22 protein-coding genes and 1 pseudogene are annotated in these 24,447 nt (G+C 39.3%); 17 read left to right on the top strand and 6 right to left on the bottom strand.

Annotated elements, in window-relative coordinates:
• Window positions 1-50 precede the first annotated feature (50 nt).
• From J2S17_RS22615 to J2S17_RS22565, 11 genes and pseudogenes are all read left to right on the top strand, one after another.
• Window positions 51-1,592: a sugar ABC transporter ATP-binding protein gene (locus tag J2S17_RS22615; protein ID WP_307478253.1), complete on the top strand. Its 1,542-nt coding sequence runs from the start codon at window positions 51-53 to the stop codon at window positions 1,590-1,592.
• Window positions 1,561-2,559 carry an ABC transporter permease gene (locus tag J2S17_RS22610; RefSeq protein WP_307478252.1) on the top strand — a complete coding sequence of 333 codons (999 nt, stop codon included), beginning with the start codon at window positions 1,561-1,563 and terminating at the stop codon, window positions 2,557-2,559. The genes J2S17_RS22615 and J2S17_RS22610 overlap by 32 nt, the downstream gene beginning before the upstream one ends.
• A gap of 215 nt (window positions 2,560-2,774) precedes the next feature.
• Window positions 2,775-3,214: pseudogene (locus J2S17_RS22605) on the top strand (NUDIX domain-containing protein).
• Between the two features lie 206 nt (window positions 3,215-3,420).
• Window positions 3,421-5,157: a sigma-54 interaction domain-containing protein gene (locus J2S17_RS22600; RefSeq protein WP_307478251.1), complete on the top strand. Its 1,737-nt coding sequence runs from the start codon at window positions 3,421-3,423 to the stop codon at window positions 5,155-5,157.
• A 207-nt stretch (window positions 5,158-5,364) separates the two neighbouring features.
• On the top strand, window positions 5,365-6,453 hold the full coding sequence (locus J2S17_RS22595) for an S-methyl thiohydantoin desulfurase family protein (protein WP_307478250.1): 1,089 nt from the start codon (window positions 5,365-5,367) through the stop codon (window positions 6,451-6,453).
• A gap of 1 nt (window position 6,454) precedes the next feature.
• The gene (locus tag J2S17_RS22590) at window positions 6,455-8,011 is read left to right on the top strand and encodes a hydantoinase/oxoprolinase N-terminal domain-containing protein (RefSeq protein WP_307478249.1); all 1,557 of its coding nucleotides are present in this window, start codon (window positions 6,455-6,457) and stop codon (window positions 8,009-8,011) included.
• Between the two features lie 50 nt (window positions 8,012-8,061).
• A complete protein-coding gene (locus tag J2S17_RS22585) occupies window positions 8,062-8,235 on the top strand; it encodes a hypothetical protein (protein ID WP_307478248.1) in 174 nt (57 codons plus the stop codon).
• Window positions 8,220-8,783 carry an aspartate/glutamate racemase family protein gene (locus J2S17_RS22580; protein WP_307478295.1) on the top strand — a complete coding sequence of 188 codons (564 nt, stop codon included), beginning with the start codon at window positions 8,220-8,222 and terminating at the stop codon, window positions 8,781-8,783. The genes J2S17_RS22585 and J2S17_RS22580 overlap by 16 nt, the downstream gene beginning before the upstream one ends.
• A 58-nt stretch (window positions 8,784-8,841) precedes the next feature.
• Window positions 8,842-10,152 carry a purine-cytosine permease family protein gene (locus J2S17_RS22575; protein WP_307478246.1) on the top strand — a complete coding sequence of 437 codons (1,311 nt, stop codon included), beginning with the start codon at window positions 8,842-8,844 and terminating at the stop codon, window positions 10,150-10,152.
• Between the two features lie 32 nt (window positions 10,153-10,184).
• The gene (locus J2S17_RS22570; RefSeq protein ID WP_307478245.1) at window positions 10,185-11,279 is read left to right on the top strand and encodes an S-methyl thiohydantoin desulfurase family protein; all 1,095 of its coding nucleotides are present in this window, start codon (window positions 10,185-10,187) and stop codon (window positions 11,277-11,279) included.
• The gene (locus tag J2S17_RS22565; RefSeq protein ID WP_307478244.1) at window positions 11,279-12,862 is read left to right on the top strand and encodes an ROK family protein; all 1,584 of its coding nucleotides are present in this window, start codon (window positions 11,279-11,281) and stop codon (window positions 12,860-12,862) included. The genes J2S17_RS22570 and J2S17_RS22565 overlap by 1 nt, the downstream gene beginning before the upstream one ends.
• A 154-nt stretch (window positions 12,863-13,016) precedes the next feature.
• Here J2S17_RS22565 and J2S17_RS22560 read toward each other — a convergent pair whose 3' ends face one another.
• The 3 genes from J2S17_RS22560 to sigV all read right to left on the bottom strand — a co-directional run bounded on the left by J2S17_RS22560 (window position 13,017) and on the right by sigV (window position 16,585).
• Window positions 13,017-14,906 (bottom strand): acyltransferase family protein, encoded by a 1,890-nt coding sequence (locus J2S17_RS22560; RefSeq protein WP_307478242.1) that lies wholly within the window; start codon window positions 14,904-14,906, stop codon window positions 13,017-13,019.
• A 346-nt stretch (window positions 14,907-15,252) separates the two neighbouring features.
• Window positions 15,253-16,089: an anti-sigma-V factor RsiV gene (gene rsiV / locus J2S17_RS22555; RefSeq protein ID WP_307478240.1), complete on the bottom strand. Its 837-nt coding sequence runs from the start codon at window positions 16,087-16,089 to the stop codon at window positions 15,253-15,255.
• Window positions 16,082-16,585, bottom strand: coding sequence for an RNA polymerase sigma factor SigV (gene sigV / locus J2S17_RS22550; protein ID WP_307478239.1), 504 nt, complete (start codon window positions 16,583-16,585; stop codon window positions 16,082-16,084). Before sigV ends, rsiV begins: the two co-directional genes overlap by 8 nt.
• Window positions 16,586-16,749: 164 nt before the next feature.
• Here sigV and J2S17_RS22545 point away from each other — a divergent pair, with 164 nt between their 5' ends.
• The 3 genes from J2S17_RS22545 to J2S17_RS22535 are packed head-to-tail and all read left to right on the top strand — an operon-like array spanning window position 16,750 to window position 18,602.
• Window positions 16,750-17,394, top strand: coding sequence for a Type 1 glutamine amidotransferase-like domain-containing protein (locus J2S17_RS22545; RefSeq protein ID WP_307478238.1), 645 nt, complete (start codon window positions 16,750-16,752; stop codon window positions 17,392-17,394).
• A gap of 17 nt (window positions 17,395-17,411) precedes the next feature.
• Window positions 17,412-17,912 (top strand): GNAT family N-acetyltransferase, encoded by a 501-nt coding sequence (locus J2S17_RS22540; protein ID WP_307478237.1) that lies wholly within the window; start codon window positions 17,412-17,414, stop codon window positions 17,910-17,912.
• A 36-nt stretch (window positions 17,913-17,948) separates the two neighbouring features.
• A complete protein-coding gene (locus J2S17_RS22535; protein WP_307478235.1) occupies window positions 17,949-18,602 on the top strand; it encodes a hypothetical protein in 654 nt (217 codons plus the stop codon).
• 798 nt (window positions 18,603-19,400) lie between these two features.
• Here the strand turns inward: J2S17_RS22535 and J2S17_RS22530 are convergent.
• From J2S17_RS22530 to J2S17_RS22520, 3 genes are all read right to left on the bottom strand, one after another.
• Window positions 19,401-19,952 carry a YdhK family protein gene (locus tag J2S17_RS22530; RefSeq protein ID WP_307478234.1) on the bottom strand — a complete coding sequence of 184 codons (552 nt, stop codon included), beginning with the start codon at window positions 19,950-19,952 and terminating at the stop codon, window positions 19,401-19,403.
• A gap of 179 nt (window positions 19,953-20,131) precedes the next feature.
• Complete coding sequence (locus J2S17_RS22525; protein ID WP_307478232.1) at window positions 20,132-20,803, bottom strand: response regulator transcription factor; 672 nt, start codon at window positions 20,801-20,803, stop codon at window positions 20,132-20,134.
• Window positions 20,778-22,169: a sensor histidine kinase gene (locus tag J2S17_RS22520; RefSeq protein ID WP_307478230.1), complete on the bottom strand. Its 1,392-nt coding sequence runs from the start codon at window positions 22,167-22,169 to the stop codon at window positions 20,778-20,780. The genes J2S17_RS22525 and J2S17_RS22520 overlap by 26 nt, the downstream gene beginning before the upstream one ends.
• Window positions 22,170-22,312: 143 nt before the next feature.
• Between J2S17_RS22520 and J2S17_RS22515 the strand changes: the two genes are divergently transcribed.
• The 3 genes from J2S17_RS22515 to J2S17_RS22505 all read left to right on the top strand — a co-directional run bounded on the left by J2S17_RS22515 (window position 22,313) and on the right by J2S17_RS22505 (window position 24,433).
• Window positions 22,313-22,501 carry a hypothetical protein gene (locus tag J2S17_RS22515; protein ID WP_307478228.1) on the top strand — a complete coding sequence of 63 codons (189 nt, stop codon included), beginning with the start codon at window positions 22,313-22,315 and terminating at the stop codon, window positions 22,499-22,501.
• 158 nt (window positions 22,502-22,659) lie between these two features.
• The gene (locus J2S17_RS22510; RefSeq protein WP_307478226.1) at window positions 22,660-23,442 is read left to right on the top strand and encodes a tyrosine-protein phosphatase; all 783 of its coding nucleotides are present in this window, start codon (window positions 22,660-22,662) and stop codon (window positions 23,440-23,442) included.
• 160 nt (window positions 23,443-23,602) lie between these two features.
• Window positions 23,603-24,433 (top strand): glycerophosphodiester phosphodiesterase, encoded by an 831-nt coding sequence (locus J2S17_RS22505; protein ID WP_307478224.1) that lies wholly within the window; start codon window positions 23,603-23,605, stop codon window positions 24,431-24,433.
• Window positions 24,434-24,447: the final 14 nt, after the last annotated feature.

Raw genomic sequence — 24,447 nt, 5'->3', positions numbered from 1 at the left:
CCTTCTTGCCGGCTTATCTTTATTAAACAACATAATTTGGGGGTGATACGATGCAAACAAATCATATTCTTGAGATGGCAGGAATCCATAAGAAATTCGGTCGAGTAAACGCGCTCACAGATGCTTCTTTCACTTTAAAGAATGGCGAGGTACATGCGCTTCTAGGGGCAAATGGTGCAGGTAAAAGCACATTGATGAAGATCCTATCAGGCCTCTACAAACAGGATGATGGAGATCTCTTTATTGATGGAGAAAAGGTAAGCTTCAATCACCCGAAGGATGCAAAGGAGAATGGGGTGTATTGCGTTTACCAGGAGGTGGATACAGCTATTGTTCCTGAGTTATCAACTGCTGAGAATATTATGCTCGACACTTTTGCATCAGGCAAGAATATCTGGGTATCCAAACGGAAGTTAGAAGAAAAAGCAAAAGAGGTTTTATTCGCATTACAGGCAGGACATATCAATGTAAGAAAGCAGGCGTTAGAGCTTACTTTGGCTGAAAAACAACTAGTACTCATTGCAAGAGCACTCGTTCATTCTGCGAAATTAATCATTTTTGACGAGCCGACTGCGCCGTTATCTGTCTTTGAAGCGGAACGGCTCTTTAAAGTAATGAATCAATTAAAGGATCAAGGAGTTGGCTGTATTTTTATCACGCATCGTTTACCAGAAGTATTTGAAGTTTGTGATACGGTCACTGTTATGCGTGATGGAAAACATGTGTTTTTCGCAAAGGTAGAGGAAACAAACCAAGAGCAGTTAGTGGAAAAGATGCTTGGAACTTCATTTGAAAATGTAATAGAAAGAAGAGAGAAAAAGCTCGGTGAACAACTCATAGAATGTACGAATTTAAAAGAAGGTAGAAAGTTAAATGGTATCAACTTCGCTGTTCATAAGGGAGAAATTATCGGTGTTGCAGGCCTTGTGGGAGCAGGAAAAACAGAGCTAGCCAAAACCATTGCAGGTGTGACGCCAGCATCTTCCGGAACTATCAAGATTAAAGGAAAAAAAGTAACCATTTATCATCCGCAAGCAGCGATAGAACAAGGTGTCGTCCTTGTGCCAGAGGAAAGGCGGAAAGAAGGTCTTTTCATTCATGAATCTCTGCGAAAAAATGCTACCTTTCCAAATTTAAAAAAGTTTTCTAAGGCATCTTTTATTAGAAAAAATGAAGAAACGAATTTTGCTTTAAAAATGATAGGTGCACTGCAAATAAAAACGAACAGTACGGAAACCACATTGAATCATTTAAGCGGTGGAAATCAGCAGAAAGTTGCAATTGGAAAATGGATGTCCGTTGATGCTTCCATTTACTTATTTGATGAACCGACGAAAGGCGTCGATATTGGGGCGAAGAAAGATATCTTTAAATTGATTGCTGATCTTGCTAATGAAGGGAAAGGTGTGATTTACTTTTCCAGTGAAATTCATGAGCTCCTGGCGATCTGTGATCGCATCCTAGTCATGTATGACGGTCAAGTCGTAAAAGAATTCTCACATGAAGAAGCCACTCAGGAGAAGATCTTGCTTTATGCCAGCGGGGGAAAGGAAGAACAAAATGAAAGAGAAAAGCATCCAGTTCTTATTTAAATATGGTGCGATTGCACTGCTAGCGGTTATTATCATTTACTTTTCAACAGTCAGTCCTTCGTTTTTAACGTATGGCAACTTTAGTGATATATTGAGATCTATTTCCATTGTGACAGTGCTAGCACTTGGCGTGACATTTACCCTTGTAGTAAATGGATTTGATCTATCCGTCGGTTCAACCATGTCGTTGTCTACAGTTGTAACTGCTTCACTAATGGTTTGGTATGATATGCCGTTGTGGTTAGTGATAATTCTGCCGATCCTAGTCGGGGCAGCAGTCGGTTTATTCAATACTTTCTTAATTGTTGTTATCGGGATTCCAGATTTATTGGCGACACTAAGTTCGATGTATATTATCGCTGGTCTTCATCGTACCTATACAGAAGGCTATTCCATCTATAATCATATGCCTCTGACTTCCGGGGGAACCGCAATCGGCGAGTTATCCGATGCCTTTCTCTGGATTGGTCAAGGACAGCTGGCGGGATTGCCTGTACCAGTGTGGATTATGCTGCTATTAATTCTCATCTCTTATTTAATATTAAACCATACGAGATGGGGAAGAGTGCTCTATATGACAGGTGGAAATGAAGAAGCGGCCACATTATCAGGTGTAAAAGTGAAGAAAGTGAAATGTGCCGCATATGTCGTTTCTGGTATTTTCGCTTCAATCGCCGGCATTTTATTTACAGCTAGGGTAGGTTCAGGGCAAATAGATGCAGGTGCCCCCCTTTTAATGGAAGCTGTTGCTGCCGTATTTGTCGGATATTCTGTCCTTGGTGCAGGCAAGCCAAACGCCGTTGGAACATTTTTTGGTGCAGCCGTTATCGGCATTTTACTTAATGGTCTAACAATCTTAAATTTGCCATACTATGCTTTTGATATTGTAAAAGGCTCCGTACTTGTCCTCGCATTAGCAGTCACCTATGTTTATGCGAAAAATCGCATGTCATCAAGCGGTGGTTGATACAGCTGGCTGAACACGTTAGAATTGTAGAAGAACTTGAAAACTGCAGCTAGGGTTCCGCATGATTAATGGTCTGTGACCGAGGGCTGCATCTTTTACAAATGTAAGAGGCACCTATTGACATAAAAGGTCCGAGGGGAAAGGTTCAGTGTGTTTGCTGCGCACTGATTTCTTTTTCCTTGGACCTTAGCTTTTTAAGGGGGTACCACGATTAAATGAAAAAAATAGATGATATTCAAGCAGCCATTTCTGTTGTTATATTTGATGAGCAAGGCAGGGTTCTTCTGCAAAAGCGAGCGGATGCTAACCTTTGGGGAATTCCTTCTGGCCATATCGAAAAGGGAGAAACAATCGCAGATGCTGCCATAAGAGAAGTAAAAGAGGAAACGAATTTAGAAATAAATATTAAAAAGCTTATCGGCATCTACTCTGATCCGGAATCACAAGTATTTGAATATCCAACTGAGAAACGGTTCATTTTATTACTACATGCTTTTTAGCAGAGGTGACAGGCGGAAAGCTTCGCTTAAATGATGAAGAATCAGTTGATCTGCAGTATTTCCCGATTGATCAGCTACCCGATGCAATGATAAATCTGCATCCTTGCTGGTTGGAGGATGCGTTGAGTGAAGGGGAAAAGGCGTTTATTCGATGAAGAGTTAACACTCCTTTTATGCAGATAGATTTGTTTAGCACTTAGATCTGCTCAAAGCTGCCTCCTGTTTTCGGATAGGAAGGTGGCTTTTGCTTTACGGAGATATTAAATGCATTCAACGCTTCATTGCAACAAAGCGCTAAAAGGCAGATGATGATTTGCTATAATAATAATTAATTAATATTCTTATAAAAGTGGTGATTCTATTGTTAAAAAAGATCGATATTGGAGTTTTGATTGAGATTGCCACAAGATTTTTTCAAAAATACCCCGTGACATGTGAAGTATTTTTCAATGATATTGCTTCTGATATTGTGCCAGGAAGTTGTCCGATTGCAACGAAGGTGAGAAAAACAGGCATGGTTGTTAAGGTGACAAGTAAAGCTGATCAATCCACATGTCAAACCTGCGCTTTACGTTCAACTTGTCCAATTGGGTCAGCCTGCTTTGCTCCAATCTTGTATAAACAAAGAGTCATAGGGTTTATTGTCATAACATCCAAAACGGAAAAGGCAGATTGGCTGGTTGGCAATATGGGCGAGATAGAAGAGCAGTTAGATTTATGCAGTGGATATATTAGTATGAAGTTGGAAAATGATGAGTTAAAAATGGAGAATAGTCAATTTATAGAGGAAATGAACGGTTTTTTTACTTTTGTTCGTGATCCCTTGCTGCTAGTTGGAAGAGACGGAATGATTCATAATATAAGTCAAGGGTTAAGCAATATATTAGCAAAAAGTAAAACGGAAATAGTAGGAATGACCTTCAATCAGGTTTTTAAAGACTCCGACTGGTTAAAAATAAGGAGAATTGCTGGACAAGGTGAACTTGAAATCTCATTAGAAGGAAAGAAAAAGAAGGAAAACTATTTGGCGAAGGTAAAATCAATTACATCAGATGGACAAGTGATTTCATATCTTATTCAATTCATTCCTATTTTAGATAACATAGAACGAATGGCTCAAAATAAGGTGCTTTATTCATTTAACGATATAAAAGGGACAAGTCATGCGATTCAAAGCGTCATTGAGGTGGCGAAGAGAGTGGCACCGAGTGACTCATCAATCTTGCTAAGAGGTGAGAGCGGCACCGGTAAAGAGATTTTTGCTCAATCGATCCATCAAGAAAGCGCTAGAAAAGATGGCCCTTTTATAGCGTTAAATTGTGCGGCAATTCCTGAGAATCTATTAGAAAGTGAACTGTTTGGACATGTGAAGGGATCCTTTACTGGTTCAAATGCAAATAGGGCTGGAAGGTTTGAGCTTGCAAATGGCGGGACCATCTTTTTAGATGAAATTGGAGATCTTACGCTACCTTTACAGGCAAAGCTTCTGAGAGTGGTTCAAGAAAGGAAAATTGAAAGAGTGGGAGATACAAAGAGTACACCAGTGGATGTGCGTATCATTACGGCAACGCATCGTAATTTGGAAGAGCTTGTATCTCAAGGGGAATTCCGCGGAGATTTATATTATCGGCTAAATGTCATTCCAATCACGATTCCTCCTTTAAGAGAGAGGAAAGAAGATATTCCTTTACTAGTGGAATACTTCTTGAAGTCATTTTCAAAGCAGTTATCGAGGTCACCTAAGCGACTATCGAAGGATGTTTACGAAATATTGCTTCATTATCACTGGATGGGAAATATTAGAGAACTGCAAAATGTAGTTCATCATTTTGTTCAGCTTGAGATAGGCGATTTAGTTACAGTTAAAAGCCTTCCACAAAGTTTGGGTAATCCGTATTCTGAAAATCCATTTGTTTATCAACAAAGCCCTATGGAAAAGTTAACAAATAATAATCGTCAAGCAACAGAAAAAGATGAGATTATAAAGCTTTTAGATCAATTTGGTCGTGATACAACTGGCAAAAGAAGAGTGGCAGAAAAGATGAAAATCAGTCTGCCGACCTTGTATAGGAGAATAAATAAATTACGAATAAAATGATAGAAGGTTAAAAAAATGAGAAAAGATGAGAAAGATTGAGAAATATAATGATTTGAATGAAATTCTTAAACAGAGTGCCGTTCTAATTCTCATATTATTCTCACTTTTGTTGAAAACGAAAATTGGAAAAACCATTCTCCTCTAGCTTGAGGAGTTTTTCTTTTTTGGCACGTTTCTTGCAAATTATTTTAGAAAGGGGAAGACAAAATGACATGGAACATTAAGAAACAAGATATTCCAGCAATCTCCCTGGGAGCAAATCTTTTATCCTGTGGCGGTGGAGGTGATACGACATCAGTTGAAGCGTTGCTTATGTCTATTCTGAGCGAAGAAGATGTAATCGAGGTAAAAACAGTTGCTGATTTAAGTGATGAGTGGGTTGTATCTGTAGGTATTATGGGTTCGACTGTACTATTTAATGAAGATATTCCGAGTGGGGACGAAGGACATCAAGCTCTATTAACATATGAATCGGTTTCTAATAAAAAAGCAGGAGCACTTATTTCTATAGAAATAGGAGGGGTCAACGCTTTAGCGCCGCTTGTCATTGCGAATCAAACGAAACTGCCTGTCATAGATGGTGATGGAATGGGCCGTGCCTTCCCAGAATTATTTATGACGAGTTTCCATCTAGCGGGAATTTCATTATCACCGGTAGTTTTAAAGACGCATGATTTCAATATGGTGATTGATGAGAATGACGATGTGTTTAAGACCACTGAAAAAGCGAAAGCATTCACGAAGACAAACGGTGGTCATTCACATACGATTGGCTATGGTTCAACAGGAAAACGGATGAAAACCGCCATGCTTCCAGGTACATTAAATTTGGCATTGAGATTAGGCAAAATCATAAAGCGAAACACGGATGTCGACGAAATGCTTAGTCATATTCGTTTAGCATTCGAAAACTCCATTTATGGTATGCCAAAAGTTATTCTACGGGGTGTTGTTTCAGATGTTCACCGATGGTTTGAAAATGAGGCGATCATTGGAAAGCTTGAGGTGGATGGACGTTCTGCGTTTACTAATAGAAGAATTGAAGTAGAGTTTAAAAACGAATTTATTTCAATTAAGGAAGATCAGTATATTTGCACCGCACCAGATCTCATTCTTTTGCTAAATGCACAAAGCTTAATCCCTTATAGCGTAGTAGAAGTTCAAGCGGGTCTTTCTGTAGTAGTATTGGCTATCCCGGCACCAAATGCACTTCGTACAACAGATATGTTAGAACTAGTTGGTCCTAAAACCTATCAGTTGTCATGTCCTTATCAACCTTTTGAAGGAGAGGGTTAATATGAGACTGGGAATTGATGTGGGTGGCACAAATACAGATGCTGTAGTAGTGAATGATGAAGGCAAATTATTTTCGTGGGCTAAACATTTAACAACTGTTGATATTATTTCTGGCATTCATACGGCAGCCAGCGAGGCATTAAGTGAGGCAAATATTCAGCCGGAGAATATAACCGGTGTTTTTTTAGGTACTACTCATGTGGTAAATGCGCTCTTTCATCCGCGTCAATTAGCTAAAACAGCTTTGGTGAGAATAGTAAAAAGACCATCTGCAATTAAACCAGGATTACAATGGCCTGATCATCTAAAAAAATATATCAAGAAAATTTATCAATTGAGAAGCAACAATCACTATACTGGTTCAAAAAATAATATAGATATCCCAGTGGTTGAGCAATTAAAAGACATAATTGCAGATATCGAGAATGAAGGAATTCAATCGATTTGTATTGTAGGATCTTTTTCACCTTTATATGAAAGCGAAGAGGTTGAAGTTCAACAAAAAATCAGAGAATATTTCCCGTATATCCCTATTACAATGTCACATGAAATTGGCAGTACGGGATTTCTGGAAAGAGAAAATGCTTCACTATTGAACGCCATCCTATCTTCAGTGATACGAGAAGCGATGGTATCCATAGCTGAGTTGTTTAAGCAATTGAGATTAGAGTGTCCTTATTGGTTAACGCAAAATGATGGCTCATTAATGGAAATTAAAGATGCAATGAATTATCCGATTCTTACAATTGGATCAGGGGTAACCAATAGCTTGCGAGGCGCGGCCATTTTAAGTAAGTTGCAATGTTGCATAGTTGTTGACGTAGGAGGCAGTACGATTGATATCGGTAGAATCATCAATGGTCACCCAGAAGCATCTGTAGGTCCTAGTACAATTCTAAATATTCCGGTGAATGTGAGAATGCCAAGAATTGAATCCCTCCCGTATGGTGGTGGGAGTCTTATATCTATGAAAGACGGTGCAATAGATATAGAGGATACGATTGCCAGCGATATTGAACATGACGGAATGGCTTGGGGTGGAGAGTGTTGGACTCTCACTGATTCATTTCTAAAGGTTTTTCCGGAGTCATTTAATGATGAGAAAATTTCGATGAATGAATTGGAGCAGCTTTCCGCTGTTGACTGCCGAAAAGTGATTAGTAGAGTTTCTAAAGAAATGAAGGATTGTATAGCTAGGCTGCAATTGAAGAACGAAGAACTCCCTGTAGTGCTTGTAGGAGGAGGAAGTCCCTTACTTGCGGAACAAGTCTTCGGCAAATACGAAAAGATCTATCATCCAGCAGGTTATCCAATATGCAATGCATTAGGGGCTTGCTTTGCTCCGTTAAGTGCAGAAATTGATAAGGTATTTTGGCTAAATAATAAAACAAAGCAAGAGGAAGTAGCTAAAGCAAAGAATTCGATCATCGAAGAGCTGCGCTTAAAAGGAGCTACCAAAGAAAGTATTCGATTGATTTCTGTTGAGGAGTTTCCGTTCGATTACCTAAAAGGAGACGTTTTAAGAATACGGATAAAGGGCCTAGGTGAAATAAAATAAGGCATCATGATATACACCTAACGAAACTATAAAACAGGAGTGTATGATGTATGAAAATTAAAGTAATCGCACCAATCATATCTGATATTTTTAACGATGAAATGATGAATGAATTCTCCAGCTATGTGAGTCCGCAAACTGAAATAGGTGTAGCTAATTTAGAATATGGACCTGCTTCTGTTGAAAGTGAATATGATGAAGTTTATGTATCCCCAACTTTTTAGAGAAAGCGGAGGAAGCTCAAGAGGAGGGATATGACGGTGTAATAAGCAATTGCTTCGGTGATCCAGGGGTGAAGCCCGCAAGAGAGATATTAGATATCCCGGTAATTGGTCCGTGTGAAGCATCCTTGCTTATTACAAGTTCGCTTGCAAAATCTTTTTCAGTAGTAACGGTTCTGCCAAATGTCATCTCAATGATAGAAAACATTAGCAAAACAACACGGGTATCAGGAAATTTAGCTAGTGTAAGGTACGTGAACATCCCGGTGTTGGAGGTTCATGAGAAAGAAAGGTTGAAGACAGCTTTGTACGATGAAATGGTGAAAGCTATCCAAGAAGATAAGGCTCATGCTCTTATTTTAGGGTGTACAGGCTTTATGGGAGTTGCAGCAGAGCTTCAAGATCGCTTAAAGAAAAACGGCTATGACGTGCCTGTGATAGATCCAGCTTTTGCTGCAACAAAATTGCTTGAAAGTCTCATTTCCATGGGAGTGAAGCAAAGTCGGTTAACATATATGATAACTCCTTCAAAACAAAGAGTAAAAAGTTAAATTTGCACCATCCTGCAATAAAGGAAGTTAAAAATAATAATATCCAGGGGTGGAGAAGATGGCGAATAAAGAAAGTATAGGGGATGACTACTCGCTTACAAGGGTACCGCAATCAGCCAGGCAATCTTTGTGGAGTATCACAATTATTCGTGTGGGTGCGTTAGCGACGATTTCACAATTTATTTTAGGAGCAGCATTAGGATACGGAATGACTTTTTGGCAAGCGTTTTGGGCGACCTTCCTAGGTAGCATCATTCTTCAGGTGATAGGATTTCTTTTAGGGTATGCCGGTGCAAGGGAAGGTCTTTCCACTAGCCTTTTAGCGCGCTGGACAGGGTTTGGCCGTCATGGGTCTAGCATTATCGGAGCAGTGATAGCCATTTCTTGTATTGGTTGGTTTGGTGTACAGAATTCAGTATTTGCTGAAGGGATTGTACAAGCTACGAATGGAGCAGTTTCACTGCCAGTTGTTGCAACTTTTACTGGACTTGGTGTAACCATTCTGGTGATCTTTGGTTTCAAAATATTGAGCATTACTGCATCGATTACTGTACCTTTGTTTTTATTAGCTGTTAGTGTAGGAATTTACCAAGTCTTTCAAGGTCATACCTTAACCGATTTAATCGGAACAGCGCCTGCTGGTGAGCCTTTAACAATTGGTGTAGCAGCGACAATGGTAGCAGGAGGATTTATTATTGGTGCAGTAATCACTCCTGACTTTAGCCGTTTTGCTAAGAGCGGGAAAGATGTATTTTGGATGACGACAATAGGCCTCTTAGTTGGTGAGCTTGGCATCAATTTGATCGCCGTCTTAATGGCACTTGCGGCAAGAACAAGCGACGTTGCCAGTATCATGATGCAGACAGCTGGCTGGTTAGGTGTTTTAGTTGTTGTATTATCCACTGTTAAAATTAATAACTTGAATTTATATTCTTCATCTCTCGGGTTTACTAATATTTTCGATTCTGTCTTTAAGATTAAATTAAGTCGGGGAAAAGTAACTCTGGCAATTGGAGTAATAGGAACCGTTCTTTCTGTCCTTGGAATATTAGAGCGTTTTACTGAATTCCTTGTATTACTTGGCGTCTTAGTTCCACCGGTTGCTGGAATTATGGTTGTAGACTACTTTATTTTAAAAACTCATCGAAAAGCACTTGATGAAAGCAGAGAGAAAGGAACACTGCCGCCAAATACTGAGAAAATGAGTATGGTTACAATCATTGCTTGGGTGATTGGGTTCTTGGCTGGCTACTTTATCACGTTCGGCATTCCTTCAATCAACTCTTTAATTATGAGTGCTTTAATATATTACGTCGGAAAGAGAATAGAAACGGCTGGGAAGAGCAATATTCAGTCAAATGTAGCATAAAAATAATTGGAATATTCGGAGGTATTTGGCATATGAGAAAAATCGGCAAACAAGAGATTGAAGATATGGCAATTGGAGCGGCACTTCTCGGCACGGGGGGCGGGGGAGATCCGTATATCGGAAAGCTCATGGCATTACAAGCAATAGAAGAGTATGGAGAAGTCACACTTCTGGATGCAGATGAAGTTCCTGATGACGCTTTAGTCGTACCCTCCTCAATGATGGGTGCACCGACAGTGATGCTTGAAAAAGCACCAAGTGGTGAAGAGGCTATCTTGGCTTTTAAACAATTAGAAGAATATTTAGGGAAGAAGATATATGGAACGTTCCCGATTGAGGCAGGCGGGGTGAATTCTATGATTCCATTTGCTTTGGCAGCAAGATTGGGGTTGCCTGTCATTGATGTAGACGGAATGGGTAGGGCCTTTCCAGAACTGCAAATGGTCACGTTTTATTTGGATGGAGTATCTGCAACCCCTGCGATTATTGCTGATGAAAAAGGAAATACTGCTTTGTTAACGACAATCGATAATGTATGGACAGAGAGGATTGCCAGAGCAGCTACGATTCAAATGGGTGGATCAGTAATGAATGCAATGTACTCTATGCAAGGGAAAAACCTAAAGGAAAGTGGCATCACAAATATTTTGAAGCTGGAAGAGGATATTGGCAGGTCGATTAGACTGGCAAAAGAAAACAACGTTAACCCAATTGAAAAAGTATTAGAGACAACAGGCGGCTTTGAATTATTCAAAGGAAAAGTAAGTGATATTAATCGAAAAACAGAAACGGGATTTGCAAGGGGGATTGCCACTTTTGAAGGGCTTAATGATTATAAGGGTGAGTCCCTTGAGCTTCGGTTTCAAAATGAACACTTAATTGCACAAACAGAACATCGACTTCTTTGTGTAACTCCAGATTTAATTGCTGTTTTAGATGCTGAAACAGGCTTGCCGATTACAACTGAGGGGATTAGATATGGAGCCCGCTGTGTTGTAATCGGAATCCCGTGTCATCCGAAATGGAGGACTAAAAAGGGTATTCAAACAGTAGGTCCTAAATACTTCGGCTATGATGTGGACTATATTCCAGTAGAAGATTTAGCAATAAAAGGAGTGATAATATAATGGGTATATACAGAATCGGGATCGATGTTGGCGGCACTCATACAGATGCTGTCCTCTTAGATCAAAACAATCAAGTACTTTCAGAAACAAAATCATCTACCACTGAAGATGTCGCGACAGGCATTTATAATGCGATGCATAAAATCATTGCCGACGCAAAGGTGCCCCGTGAGGAAGTAAAATATGCAATGCTGGGCACTACCCATTGTACGAATGCGATTGTTGAAAGAAAAAGATTGAATAAAATTGCTGTTGTCAGAATAGGTGCTCCTGCAACGTTAGCTGTGAAGCCGCTGATAGGTGTTCCGAATGACCTTCGAGAAGAATTAGGCAAGCACGTATATATCGTTCGTGGCGGTCATGAGTTTGATGGAAGGGAAATCGTCAGTCTGGATGAAAAACATCTGTATGAGATTGCGGATAAAATAAAGGGGAAAGTTGATTCAATTGCAATTACATCTGTATTTTCTCCTGTTTCTCAAGCACATGAAGGAAGAGCTGGAGAAATTTTCAAAGAGATATTGGGAGAAGATTTGGCGATATCCTTATCATCGGAAATAGGCTCTGTAGGATTGCTCGAAAGGGAAAATGCGACGATTCTAAACGCTTCTGTAGTAAATGTGGCTAAAACAGCAGCTGATGGTTTTATTAACGCTTTGAAAAATGAAGGCATCGAAGCAAAGGTATTCTTCGGCCAAAATGATGGGACATTAATGTCTGTAGAATATGCAGTGAAATACCCGATCTTTACAGTAGCATGCGGACCAACCAATTCTTTAAGGGGCGCTTCGTATTTAAGTAATTTATCCGATGCCATCGTTGTTGATGTTGGAGGGACTACTTCAGATATTGGCGTATTAGTGCAGTCATTCCCTAGGGAATCTTCATTAGCGGTAGAAATTGGGGGAGCAAGAACAAACTTCCGTATGCCTGATCTTATTTCAATCGGTCTTGGTGGTGGGACGATTGTCAGAATACAGGATGACGGAACTTTCACTATTGGCCCAGATAGCGTCGGCTATCGTTTGCCTGAGAAAAGCTTAATCTTTGGCGGGGACACTTTAACCACAACAGATGTCGCTGTAGCTTTAAATAAGGTAAATCTTGGTGAAGCTAGTAAGGTGAGACACCTAAATAAAGAGTTACTGGAAAAAGTCTATCAAAGAATGGTAGAGCTTGTTGAAGAAGCTGTAGACAAAATGAAAACAAGTTCAGATCCAGTACCAGTTATTCTAGTAGGAGGGGGTAGCATCCTTCTTCCCGAAAAATTAAACGGTGCATCCGAGGTCATCCGTCCGGAACACTCGGGTGTTGCCAATGCCATCGGCTCAGCAATTTCACAAGTAAGCGGACAAGTAGAAAAGATCTATGCATTAGATGAAGTGGGCAGAGAGAAGGCAATGGAAGCAGCGAAAGAACAAGCCAAAGCTGAGGCAATCAATGCAGGAGCTGACCCTGAGAGCTTGGTTATTGTGGATATTGAGGATGTGCCGCTTGCTTATTTGCCAGGAAATGCAACTAGAATAAGGGTGAAAGCAGCAGGAGAACTAGTACAAGAAGAAAAAGACGCATTAACAATATAAAGATGAAAAAAGTCCCCGGATAAGGGACTTTTATTTGTTAGAAAAAAATTATGCAGTTTAACAGGAAATTGAGGTTTTCTTCAAAAACTAAATTTATCGAAAACAAATAACAGTAATTTATGTATCATCGGGTTTTTGTTTCAAAAAGCGATTTTTATTTATTTACACTCTCATCCATCGACTTTTCAATTAAATTCGTTAATGCCTTTATACCAGTTGGGCCAACGTGGACGCCATCAGAACCGAAATATTCAGGGTGGTTCATCCCTTCACTGTGCCAATCGATTAAAGTAATATGGTCATTTTCCTCTGCTTTTTCAAATAGTGAATCATTAACCTTTGATTCCCAAGGACGTGGGACTCTTGTATTGACAAGATAGATATCTGCACTAGAAAAAGATTGCAGCAGAATGTCTAAATTCTCATCAGTGAAATATCCATTTGTACCAAGCATGAGAATGACTGCATGGTTCGGTTGGTTGTATTGCGCATAGTTTGGCGCAATTTGAATAGCTTCGTAAACTTGGCGACCCACTTTTGCATCAATGGTGATGTTAGGGAATTTCTCCTGCATACTAGAAGCAATATCTAGCATTACTGAATCCCCAATTGCGAGAAAACCAGAGTAATAGTCGGTAGCGGTAGTAAATTCTTCCTCGGGCTCTTCCGTCCTTTCTACCTGTTCCGGCTCTTCTTCTGGTAAAGGCTCATTTTTCTCCAGTGGAAGCTCCTTTTCCGCAGTTTCCTTCTTCGGCAAGTCATCTTTTAAGATTTGATTCTCCTGATTGATGACGACTTCTGTTGGACGATCACTTTTTGATTCTTCACCTTTAACAACTCCAGTCATTCCAGCAATAAAAATAAGGAAGACAAGCGGCAAGAAAGTAGCGGCTATTTTTCGATTAAGGGAAAAGGTTTTCCACTTTAAAGGATCGATTGATTTATACTTTTTGAAAAATTCCTTGAAGCCCTCTTTGCGAATAGGCTGCTCAATATAGCGATAGGATAACTCAGCGATGATGAAAGTGGCAGTTAATTGTATAGCAACTCGCCATAAAACTGGGGTTCCCAACTCATGAACAGGTGTCGTTAATACAATGATTGGATAATGCCATAAATAAATGCCATAGGATCTTGATCCAATCCATTTCAGCGGCTCCCAAGAGAGCCATTTCCCTAATAAACTGGCAGGATGACAGACACAAGCAATAAGAACAGCGGCAATGAGTGCGATAAGGAACATACCGCCCCTATATAGAAAAGCATCATATTCATCGACAAACGCTATACATAAAATAAGAATACCGACAGCGGCGAAGCTTGATAGATTTAAATTAAAGCTCAAACGACTAGAAACCTTTTTAACTGACAATCGCCTCATTGGCCATACTAGAGCTAGCCAGCAACCGATTAATAGCTCAAAGGAACGGGTATCTGTCCCGTAGTAGACACGGCTTGGATCAGCACCAGGCTGATAGAGAATAGCCATTAGCAAGGCAGAAGCAATTGCACTTATAAAAATTAATTTTGTGAGTGTACTGCGTTTTTTGAAAAGATAAAATCCAGCTGCAAGCACAAGCGGCCAAAGTAAATAAAACTGTTCTTCTATTGCAAGCGACCAAAGGTTTTTCAAAGGTGATGGTGCCCCGAAGCTATCAAAATATGAAACATCATGAAAAATGAACCACCAGTTGCTTGCATAAAAAATAGAAGCAATCGCATCGCTACGAACTGTGGTTAAAAGCTCCTGGTTAAAAAGTACGACCCATACGAAGGTAACAAAAATCATGGCATAGGATGCTGGAAGGAGCCGGCGTGCACGTCCCAGCCAGAACTTGCTTAAGTTTAACTTAAAGGGCTGATTTTTATCAGGGAGTAACGTAGAGGTGATTAGATATCCTGATAGGACGAAAAAGAGATTGACCCCAAGAAAGCCTCCAGTGGCCCAACTAAAGTTAAAATGGTAAGCGATGACAGCAAGCACAGCGAATGCTCTAAGTCCATCCAATCCGGGGATATAATGGCTCCGGGGCGTTTTCTTCATATGTATTTCCTCCAATAGATTATGCAAATTCTTCATGCTGAATCGAATGAAAAGATCCATGCCTTCTATAAAGCTTCTCAGCACTATAGACGTGCGAGCCTCACAAATTAGTTTCAATTTATATGTAAAAAAATCAGATTAATTTTCCTATAAATAAGCACTGCAATTATTAATTTTATACTTGTTGGATGTAGATTTGGATAGGAGAAAAGGATGATATAACGTGATTTTGAGTCCTATTTCTTAGTGTTCATTAAAGTGTCATTATTTAGAGTGATGGGGATAGGCCAAATAGAAAAAAAGGAGACCCTGCAACTTTAGCAAAATCCCCTTTATGATCATATAATTATTTCACATACCGATCACCAACAAGCAGGCTTTCAATCACATCGGTTGGAATTTCGAACTCCACTGCCCCCATATATCCTGGAGCCACTTCGTATTCATTGAATGAAATGACGAGTTTACGGTCTTTACTAATATAAAATGACTGGTCAGCAGTTATTTTTGTGAAAGGGTCCATATCATCTTCTGCAATCCAATATATTTTACTATCATCAGCTTCCATCTGCTGTGTCATTTGGGCTTTAATATTTTCGCTTATGGCTGTTAGATATTGATTATTGTTAAATAAGCTTTGAAGTGTAACTAAAGCCTCATTCTCTTTATCAATGGTTATATATTGATTTTCTGTATAACCAGAGGCCTGCGCTTTAAAAGTGCTAAGCTGAATGGACAACAGCTCTGGTGTTTCGATCATCACTTTATAATCGCTTTCAATGGCTAAATGACCTTCGGAATTTGTAAACTCTTCATAAAGCTTTTGGCTTTGGTCGATATAGGACTGATTCAAATTGTCTTCAAGGGTTTTATTTTCTAGACCTGATATCGCAGGGGTTTTCACGTCAATACTTGAATGGTTATTTTCCTCTTTGATTTCATTAAAAGTAATAACCTCGACAATTTCTTTTACTATAGGAATTTTAGACATGGATTCGGCAGCAGCAGGACTTAGGTTAACTGTCGCTGTGAATAAAATAGCGGCGGCGGCGGCTGTTGCAGACCAAACAAATCTTGGCTTCCTTTTTTCTGGCTTCAAGGTGCTGGCTACGATTTTATCCAGCTCAACTGGGATAGGAACATCCTTGTATTCTTTTTTCAATCTTTTTAAATGTTCATTCATGCGCCTTATTCTCCTCTGTGAGTGTGATTCGTAAAAGCTTTAAGCCACGGTAGATTCTCGTCTTCACTGTGCTTATGTTTTCATCCACAATTTCTGCGATTTCTTCCATCTTTAAGTCTTCAAAGTAACGAAGAGTAATTACTGTTTTATATTGAACAGGCAGATCTTCTAACGCTTGCTGCAAATCAAAATTTTCGTAATCATCCTCTTTGCCATTGCTCAAAAATTCTATTACACCATCATCTGCAACAGTTAGCCTTTTGTGTTTTCTTAAAAAATCTAAAGCTGTACGTACAACAATCTTGTAGAACCAGCTTTTTATTGCGTGAGGATTTTGAATCGTATCAATGGACATAAGTGCTTTCTTAATTGAATCCTGCACAATGTCCAATGCATCCTCCTGATTTTTCACATAACTATAAGCTAAGCGATAAAAGTCTTCCTTATGATCATTTACAATGGTGACGAAGCGTGCATGCACATCATTTTTTTTCATTACCTCTAGGAGCTCCTTTATAAAAAAATCCTTTGTAAACGGTGTTACAACCTTTAGACGTACCGCTCATATTAAAAAGTTTGCACGTGATTCAATTTTTTCATTTACTTTTTTCCTGTTTCTTAATATAATTACCAAAAAATAGATATAAAGGTGGGGATTGGATGGACCAACATCTATTTCTTTTTGGAGGCAGTCTACCATTCGGAGAGGAATTCGGTAAGACATACGCTGAACTGTCTTCGAGAAGTGAGGGAAGCGTCGTCATCTTATGTTTAGATAGAGAAGGTTGGGAAAGTTACATGCCGATCTATCGGAATATTCTTGAATCCAATGGTATTGAGCATTTTAGCTATGTTCTGTTATCTCATAGGCCCTCACCATCAGATCTTAAGCTATTATCTGATTGTTCCGGAATCATTATTTGTGGAGGGAATACGGAGCGATATAGAGCTTATATAGTAGATACACCAATTGGAGAAGTAATCAAAGAAAGATATAAGGAAGGTATACCAGTTGCTGGTTTTTCTGCCGGTGCCTTAATTACTCCTGAGCATTGTGTGATTTCACCAAGGGATAACGAGCAAGAAGAGCAGCTTTTTTTACAGGGATTGGGTTTCATAAAGGGATGTGTCTTAAGCGCTCATTTTACAAAGTGGGATGAAGAGGAAAATATAAAGAAGGCAATGGATTTAACCGGCACCTCCATTGGCTACGGATTAGATGATGAAGCAAGTATTTATTTTAAGAATGGCCAACTTGCTTCTATTGAAGGAGAAGGGATTCATTATTTTAAGATGATTGTATAACAACGGAGGAAAATATCATGCATATAAGAGAGGCAATAGTGGGAGATGGAGAGAATCTAGCAATCCTAATCAAGCAGGTGGAAGCCCAGTCGGAGTATATGCTAATGGAAGCTGGAGAAAGGAAGCTATCAGTTGAACAACAGCAGAAAATGATTGATAGATTTAATCGGTCAGGGAATTCGGCAATATTGCTGGCTGAGACTGATGAGCAGCAATTAGTCGGATATATCATTATTGTCGGAGGCACAGCAAAAAGAACCTTGCATTCTGCTTATCTAGTTGTTGGGATTTTAAAAGATTATTGCGGAATGGGGGTTGGCACAAGTCTGTTTCAACATTTAGATCAATGGGCTCGTGAAAAAGAGTTATCCAGGCTTGAGCTGACCGTCGTGACAGAAAATGAAGCAGCCGTTTCACTTTATAAAAAATCAGGATTTGATATAGAAGGGGTGAAAAGGGGTTCATTTGTAAAGGATGGAGAATTTTTTGATGAGTATTATATGGGGAAACTAATATGATGCGGTGAGTATTTTATGAAGGAGGGATTCTAAAACTTGATTAAAGATATAAGATATTTTGTGATCGCGATTTCAATATTTCTACTATTGATTATTCTCAACTTGCCTTTTCCCAATGAATATCCTCTAATAGAGCACGTGCTAATAAACTTAAACCTTCCGACAAGGGTAGGAACAGGTATATATGTTAGTGGCCTTATTTCAATTTGTTTATTACTTTTCTCTCTCTATTTTATAAGCAAAGGATTAAAAAGGTTTCATTTTATTGCTTTTGTTATCATGTTTGTCCTTGTAGGTTGGTTGCCACCGGCAGCTGTTGAATCTTATCAAAAAACGGTGGCTTCTGGTATAGATGCAGTTGTTTTTAATCATAACGAAAGCGAATGTCATATTGAATTGATTGATGATACAACATTGAATGGCCAATGCAAGCTTTCATTACAAAATTTTGGAAAAGAGGACATAGAATTATCACTTTTGCTGGATGATAGATATTCAAATGGCGCACCTATCACTATAGCCTCTCTGATAAACGAAGCTGGACCATTTTCTATCAAACTAAAAGGGCAGCAGGATGAAGTGTTTTTCATTGATATAAATATAAATGCAGCAGATAGAGATTATATTGTGGGCAGGTCGGATATGGTGAATATAGTAATAGAAGTAGACGGAGGACAGCGGTGGCTATGAGAGGGGAGAAGGAATGAAGACAGAGATAAGGCGTCCTCTACCTTCAATTTTCTGCCTACTTACTGCCGCTTTTACTCTTTATTTTAGCCAGATTAGGAGTTAACTAGATTGCTCAACTAGTGCCCTGACACCCCGAAAAAAGAGCAAAGGGTAAACTAGATTGCTAAACTTGTGCCCAAACACGCCGAAAAAAGAGCAAAGGGTAAACTAGATTGCTCAACTAGTTCCCGAGCACGCCGAAAAAAGAACAAAGGGTAAACTAGATTGCTAAACTAATGCCCTGACACGCCGAAAAAAGAGCAAAGGGTAAACTAGATTGCTCAACTAGTGCCCGAACACGTCGAAAAAAGAGCAAAGGGTAAACTAGATTGCTCAACTAGTGCCTCAGCACGCCGAAAAAAGAACAAAGGGTAAACTAGATTGCTCAACTAGTGCCCGAACACGTCGAAAAAAGAGCAAAGGGTAAACTAGATTGCTCAACTAGTGCCCTGACACGCCGAAAAAAGAGCAAAGGGTAAACTAGATTGCTCAACTAGTGCCCCGAACACGCCGAAAAAAGAGCAAAGGGTAAACTAGATTGCTCAACTAGTGCCCGAGCACGCCGAAAAAAGAACAAAGGGTAAACTAGATTGCTCAACTAGTGCCCATCTGCAATATTCAAATACTATCCAGGTACAAACCAGATCAAACTAATCCACGATCAACAAGATTTCCATGCTCCCCGACCGCTAGTCCAAACAGCTAACAAACAATTAATCCAAAACCAAGTCACAAAAAAAAGGCTACGAACCGCAGCCTTTATTTCACAGCCTCCAACTCATCTTCAGTAACCCATTTATGATTTGTTACCTCTTCGCCGCCATTCGTAGGCGTGTAATCAATCATATAAACGGTTGTTGTCTCTGCAGACACGATTTCAACAGTTGCGCCCTCCATACCTTTCATATGAGCTGCATCGGTTTCAATTTCTGTTCCTGGTTCGAGTGGTTCTTCTCCTGCATCAGGTATTTCCTCATGTATGATCCATTTATGATCTTCTACTTTTTCACTGCCGTTCGTTGGAGAATAGGATATGACATAAGCAATTGTGTCATATGCCCCGACAATAGTTGCCTCTGCGCCTTCCATGCCTTCCATATGACCATCTTTAATCAGTGCCGTACTGCCGACTTTATATGTTGGATTTTCAGCTTCGGTTAATCCATCTGGAATCTCACCTGAGCTTGAGTGATCCATTTCTGCATGGTCTTCGTTTTCATTTTTTGGTTTGGCGTTCTCTTGATTTTCTGAGCAAGCAGATAAAGTGAATGCTGCTGCAATTGAGATAATGCCTAAGGCAAATTTATTCATAGTTCATTCTACTCCCTTTTCGAATTTCCTTCATTATAATGAGAAAGTTTGCAGAAATTATGAAGGAAGTGCTGATAGGTTTTAAATTTGCCAATTTTAACTAGGATTATAACAATTTCTTTTGACTAAAAGAGATATTGCAGATTTTGGTATTGACCGTTTATTTCCTTAAAAACGACCTAACTTGCCCATTTATAGCCAATCCCCCATACCGTAAGCAAATACTCGTCAGCTGGGAAGCCTGCTTGGCGAAGCTTTTCTCTCAGGTTGCGTACATGAGAATCAATGGTACGATCTTCAATGGATACACCATACCCCCAGGCTGAGGAAATCAAATGCTCCCGGGTGAACACCTTGTTAGGGTGCTTTAAGAATAATTCCATCATAGCGAATTCCTTTGGGGTAGAGGGAATCGTCTCATTATCAAATAGGAGTTCAAAGGAATTCCTTTTTAGGGTTAATCCTTTAAAGGTTAACGTTTCTTCTTCTTGTTTCCCGCGTCTTAGAACGGCCTCTATTCTAGCGGCGAGTTCGTGTTCGTCAAAGGGCTTTAAGATATAATCATCTGCACCGATTCTTAATCCCTTTACAATATCAGGCTTGTCGCTTTTGGCGGTGAGCATAATAATTGGAATATCCCAGTAGGTTTTGATTTCCTTACAAGCTTGCCAGCCGTCAGTTTCCGGCATCATCACATCTAATAGAATTAAGTCTGCATGATTATTTTCTAAGAACGTAAAAGCTTTTGCAGCCGAGCTTGTCTTTATGCATTGGTATCCCATTGGCGTTAAGTATAAGGAAAGTAAGTCCAGCATTCTTTCTTCATCATCCACGAGTAAGATCGTCTTCATTTAGTAAAGCTCCTTCCAATCGTATGTCAAGTTGCGTACCTTTTCCCATATCGCTCTCAAGTGTTATGGTGCCTCCATGAGCAGTAATAAGCTCTTTTACAATGGCAAGTCCCATTCCTGAACCGCCTGAGGCTCTTGTTCGTGATTTTTCCACACGATAAAATCTGTTAAACAAATGGGGAAGATCCTCAGCTGGAATACCTTTTCCGGTGTCTTTGATGATTATATGAACGTCTTGATCGTTGATATGAACGGTTAATTCAGTAAATGTTCCCGATTTAGAGTATTTCAGTGCATTATCTAAAAGGTTATAAAGAATCTGCTCAAGTCTTGCAGGGTCAGCCAGTACATAAAGCTTCGTTGGGCAATGGACTATAAGCTTCATCTTTTTTTCTTGAAAGGCTGGTGTGAGTTTTTGTTCGATTCTTCTGATGAAGTCTGGTAAATCGATTGGTTCCTTATGAATCACGAATGAATTATTATCAATTTTTGCAAGGTCAAATAGATCCGTGACTAAATCAGATAAGCGCTTGGTTTCTTCCGTAATGATATTTAAGTAATTTCTACGTTCTCCCGGGGTAAGATTTCGGTTCTGAACAATATCAGCATACCCTTTAATATAAGTGAGTGGTGTGCGAAGTTCATGAGAAATGCTAGCGAGAAAGTCGGATCGTTCTTTTCTTAAGTAATTGAGATCATTGGCGAGTAATTGAATTGATTTGGAGAGTTCGCCAAGTTCATCATTTCCTGTTTTCGGGAGGGTGACGGAAAAATCGCCTTTGCTTATTTTTGCTGTGGCTGCCTTCATTTTATTTAGAGGCTTCACAAGTCCTTTGGATAAAATAATAATGATGGCAATCGTGAGTGCAACCGCTATTAGACCGGTAATAAGGAAGTGTTTATTGAGACGATCAATCAGGGCATGAATGGAGTCAGTGTTTTGAAACATATAGACGTACCCGGCATGTTGCCCTTGAATGGGACTTACTGTGGCAATATAGGCTTCGTCCTTCCAATGTTCTTCAACAATTATTCCTTCTCTTGGAATATCAGTAGAGCTCTCCTTAATATACTTTTCAACTGATTGAGGCGGTAAAGACGTATCGAGTACATTCTTGTTTTTGTCAGTAACAACGACATCCGTATTTGCCTCAGATTCCATTAAGGCAACATGGGAAAGGGTCATCTGATCAAAGTTCTTCTCAAGAATATCACGGTGGGAATTGCCTCTTGCCTGCAAGGCGATGAGCTCTTCCTCTACCCGAGAATCAACGAGCGCTGAATGGAGGAAAAAGAACATGGAAACCTCCAAGCCGAAAATAATTAAAAAGAAGACTAATCCGAGTTTAATTGATAGTTTTTTCATCTAATCACCCAACCCTTTTACTTCCTTCTATTATATTTGAAAGTTGTGGAGATTGTATGCAGGACACCGGAATAATACAAGATGTCGTAAACATAGTTTGTAATATAGTGCTAAATTGAGGCTTCCGAAAGGGGCTGATTCATTTGTACAGAAAGAGAAATAAATTTACTCCACTGATTCTTATACTCGGAGCTTTTCTTGGCATATTTATTCTTGTGAGCGTTTTTAAAAATACAAATGTATATGTTGTATATCGTGTTGGTCTAGGAACAATTTTTATTACAGGTATCACTTTTTTGGCGATTGTTATTTTGTTTTTGAAAGGAAGATAAATTGGCGGTTTAATAGTAGAGTTGTGCAATCCAGTGATAAGATAAAGCTGGACAGTGCACAATTCATTTTTTTTTCAGGACAAGCCTTATTGTATGTTAGAATCTACATAACCCGAAAGCGATTTCATAATGAATGAAAATTAGAGGAGTAATAATGAATGATTGATATAATGGAAAAATTTGATGGTGTTTATAATTTTAGAGATTTAGGCGGTCTAGAAACAGAGAACGGGCAGAGAATGAGAAATGGTGTTTTATTTAGATCGGATGAATTATCTCGCCTATCTCCACGTGATATTGCTAAAATTAATGAATTAGATATTAAGATGATTTGTGACTTAAGGACGGCTTCAGAACAGAAATCGAAGCCAAGCAGAATTAAAGCGAACAGCGGAATACAGCTTGTTCATGTGTCTATTAATGATAAGAGCTGGGAAATCACGCATATGGATTTCTTTAAATTTATGATGAGTAAATCATCATCTATTGATTTTGAAGTCATTATGAAGGATATGTATCAGTATATGGCCTTTGATTGTCAAAATGAAATCAAGCGGATGTTTGAGCTTTTAGCTAATGAGAAGAATCTCCCTGCTCTTATTCATTGCACCGGTGGTAAGGATCGGACAGGATTTATTTCTTCGTTATTACAAATGTCTGTTGGTGTTCCATACGAAGCAGTAACAAAACAGTATTTGCATTCAAATGAGCTGATTGGACCAAGAATGAAGAAAATGGAGAATACACTCAAATGGATTACCTTATTCCGTTTAACTCCGGAAAAGCTAAAGCCTGTACTTGAGGTTCGCCAAGAATATTTGGATCATGCCTATTCAAAAATCTTTGCAAAATACGATACCATTCACGACTATCTTCGTGAAGAATGTCATATTAGCGATGAAACCTTGCACAACGTAAAGGAAGCTCTTATTGAAGACTAGCGTTTACCCAACTATGTTCCTAATGGTTTTGTAAAAAAATCCATGAGGAAGGAACTGAATTTTTTTACTATTCTATAAAATTTCTACATGTATAGCCCACACTGGCTACATATTTCTTTAATATCATTTCTATGAGGACAAATAATAGGAGATGATGAGAATGAAAAAAGCTATGCTGGTTGGTTCTGCACTTGCAATGACATTAATTTTCACCCCGTTTCAAGAGGGATTTGCCAAGGGACCTGATGATGGGCATTCTAAAAAGATCGCAAATATTGCTCATCGAGGCGCGTCAGGCTATGCACCGGAAAATACGATTGCCGCATTTGATAAGGCTTTTCAGATGAAAGCAGATTATATCGAAATCGATGTTCAGCGCAGCAAGGATGGGGAACTGGTCGTTATTCACGATACAACTGTTGATCGGACGACAGATGGAACAGGCAATGTGAAAGACTTATCCTTTGCTGAGATGAACCAACTTGATGCTGGTAGCTGGATGGGCGAGCAATTCTCTGGTGAAAAAATTCCTACCTTTGATGAAGTACTGGATCGTTATCGCGGCAAAATTGGCATTCTTATTGAACTCAAATCTCCTGAACTTTACCCTGGAATAGAAGAGCAAGTAACACAGAAATTGAAAAAACGTAATATGGATAAACCGAAAAATGAAAAGATCATTGTTCAGTCATTTAATTTTGAGTCAATGAAGAAAATAGATAAGATGCTGCCAAGAGTACCGATTGGTGTACTAACTTCTAATGCCAAGGACACGTCTGAAGCTGCGCTTAAAGAGTTCTCTAAGTACGCCGATTATTTCAATCCGAGCTATGGGCTTGTCAATAAGGAGCTTGTTGATCTTGTTCATATGAACGGAATGAAAATTCAATCATGGACAGTTCGCACCCCTGAAGCAGCACAATTCCTTCTGGAAATGAAAGTTGACGGTATCATTACAGATTACCCTGACTATGTAAAACCGAAAAAATAATTTCTGGTAAATGT

The sequence above is a fragment of the Cytobacillus purgationiresistens genome (assembly GCF_030813235.1).
GTDB lineage: Bacteria > Bacillota > Bacilli > Bacillales > Cytobacillaceae > Cytobacillus > Cytobacillus purgationiresistens.
The sequence above is the reverse complement of the archived record's forward strand: the minus strand, read 5'-3'. Positions and strand labels throughout refer to the sequence as shown.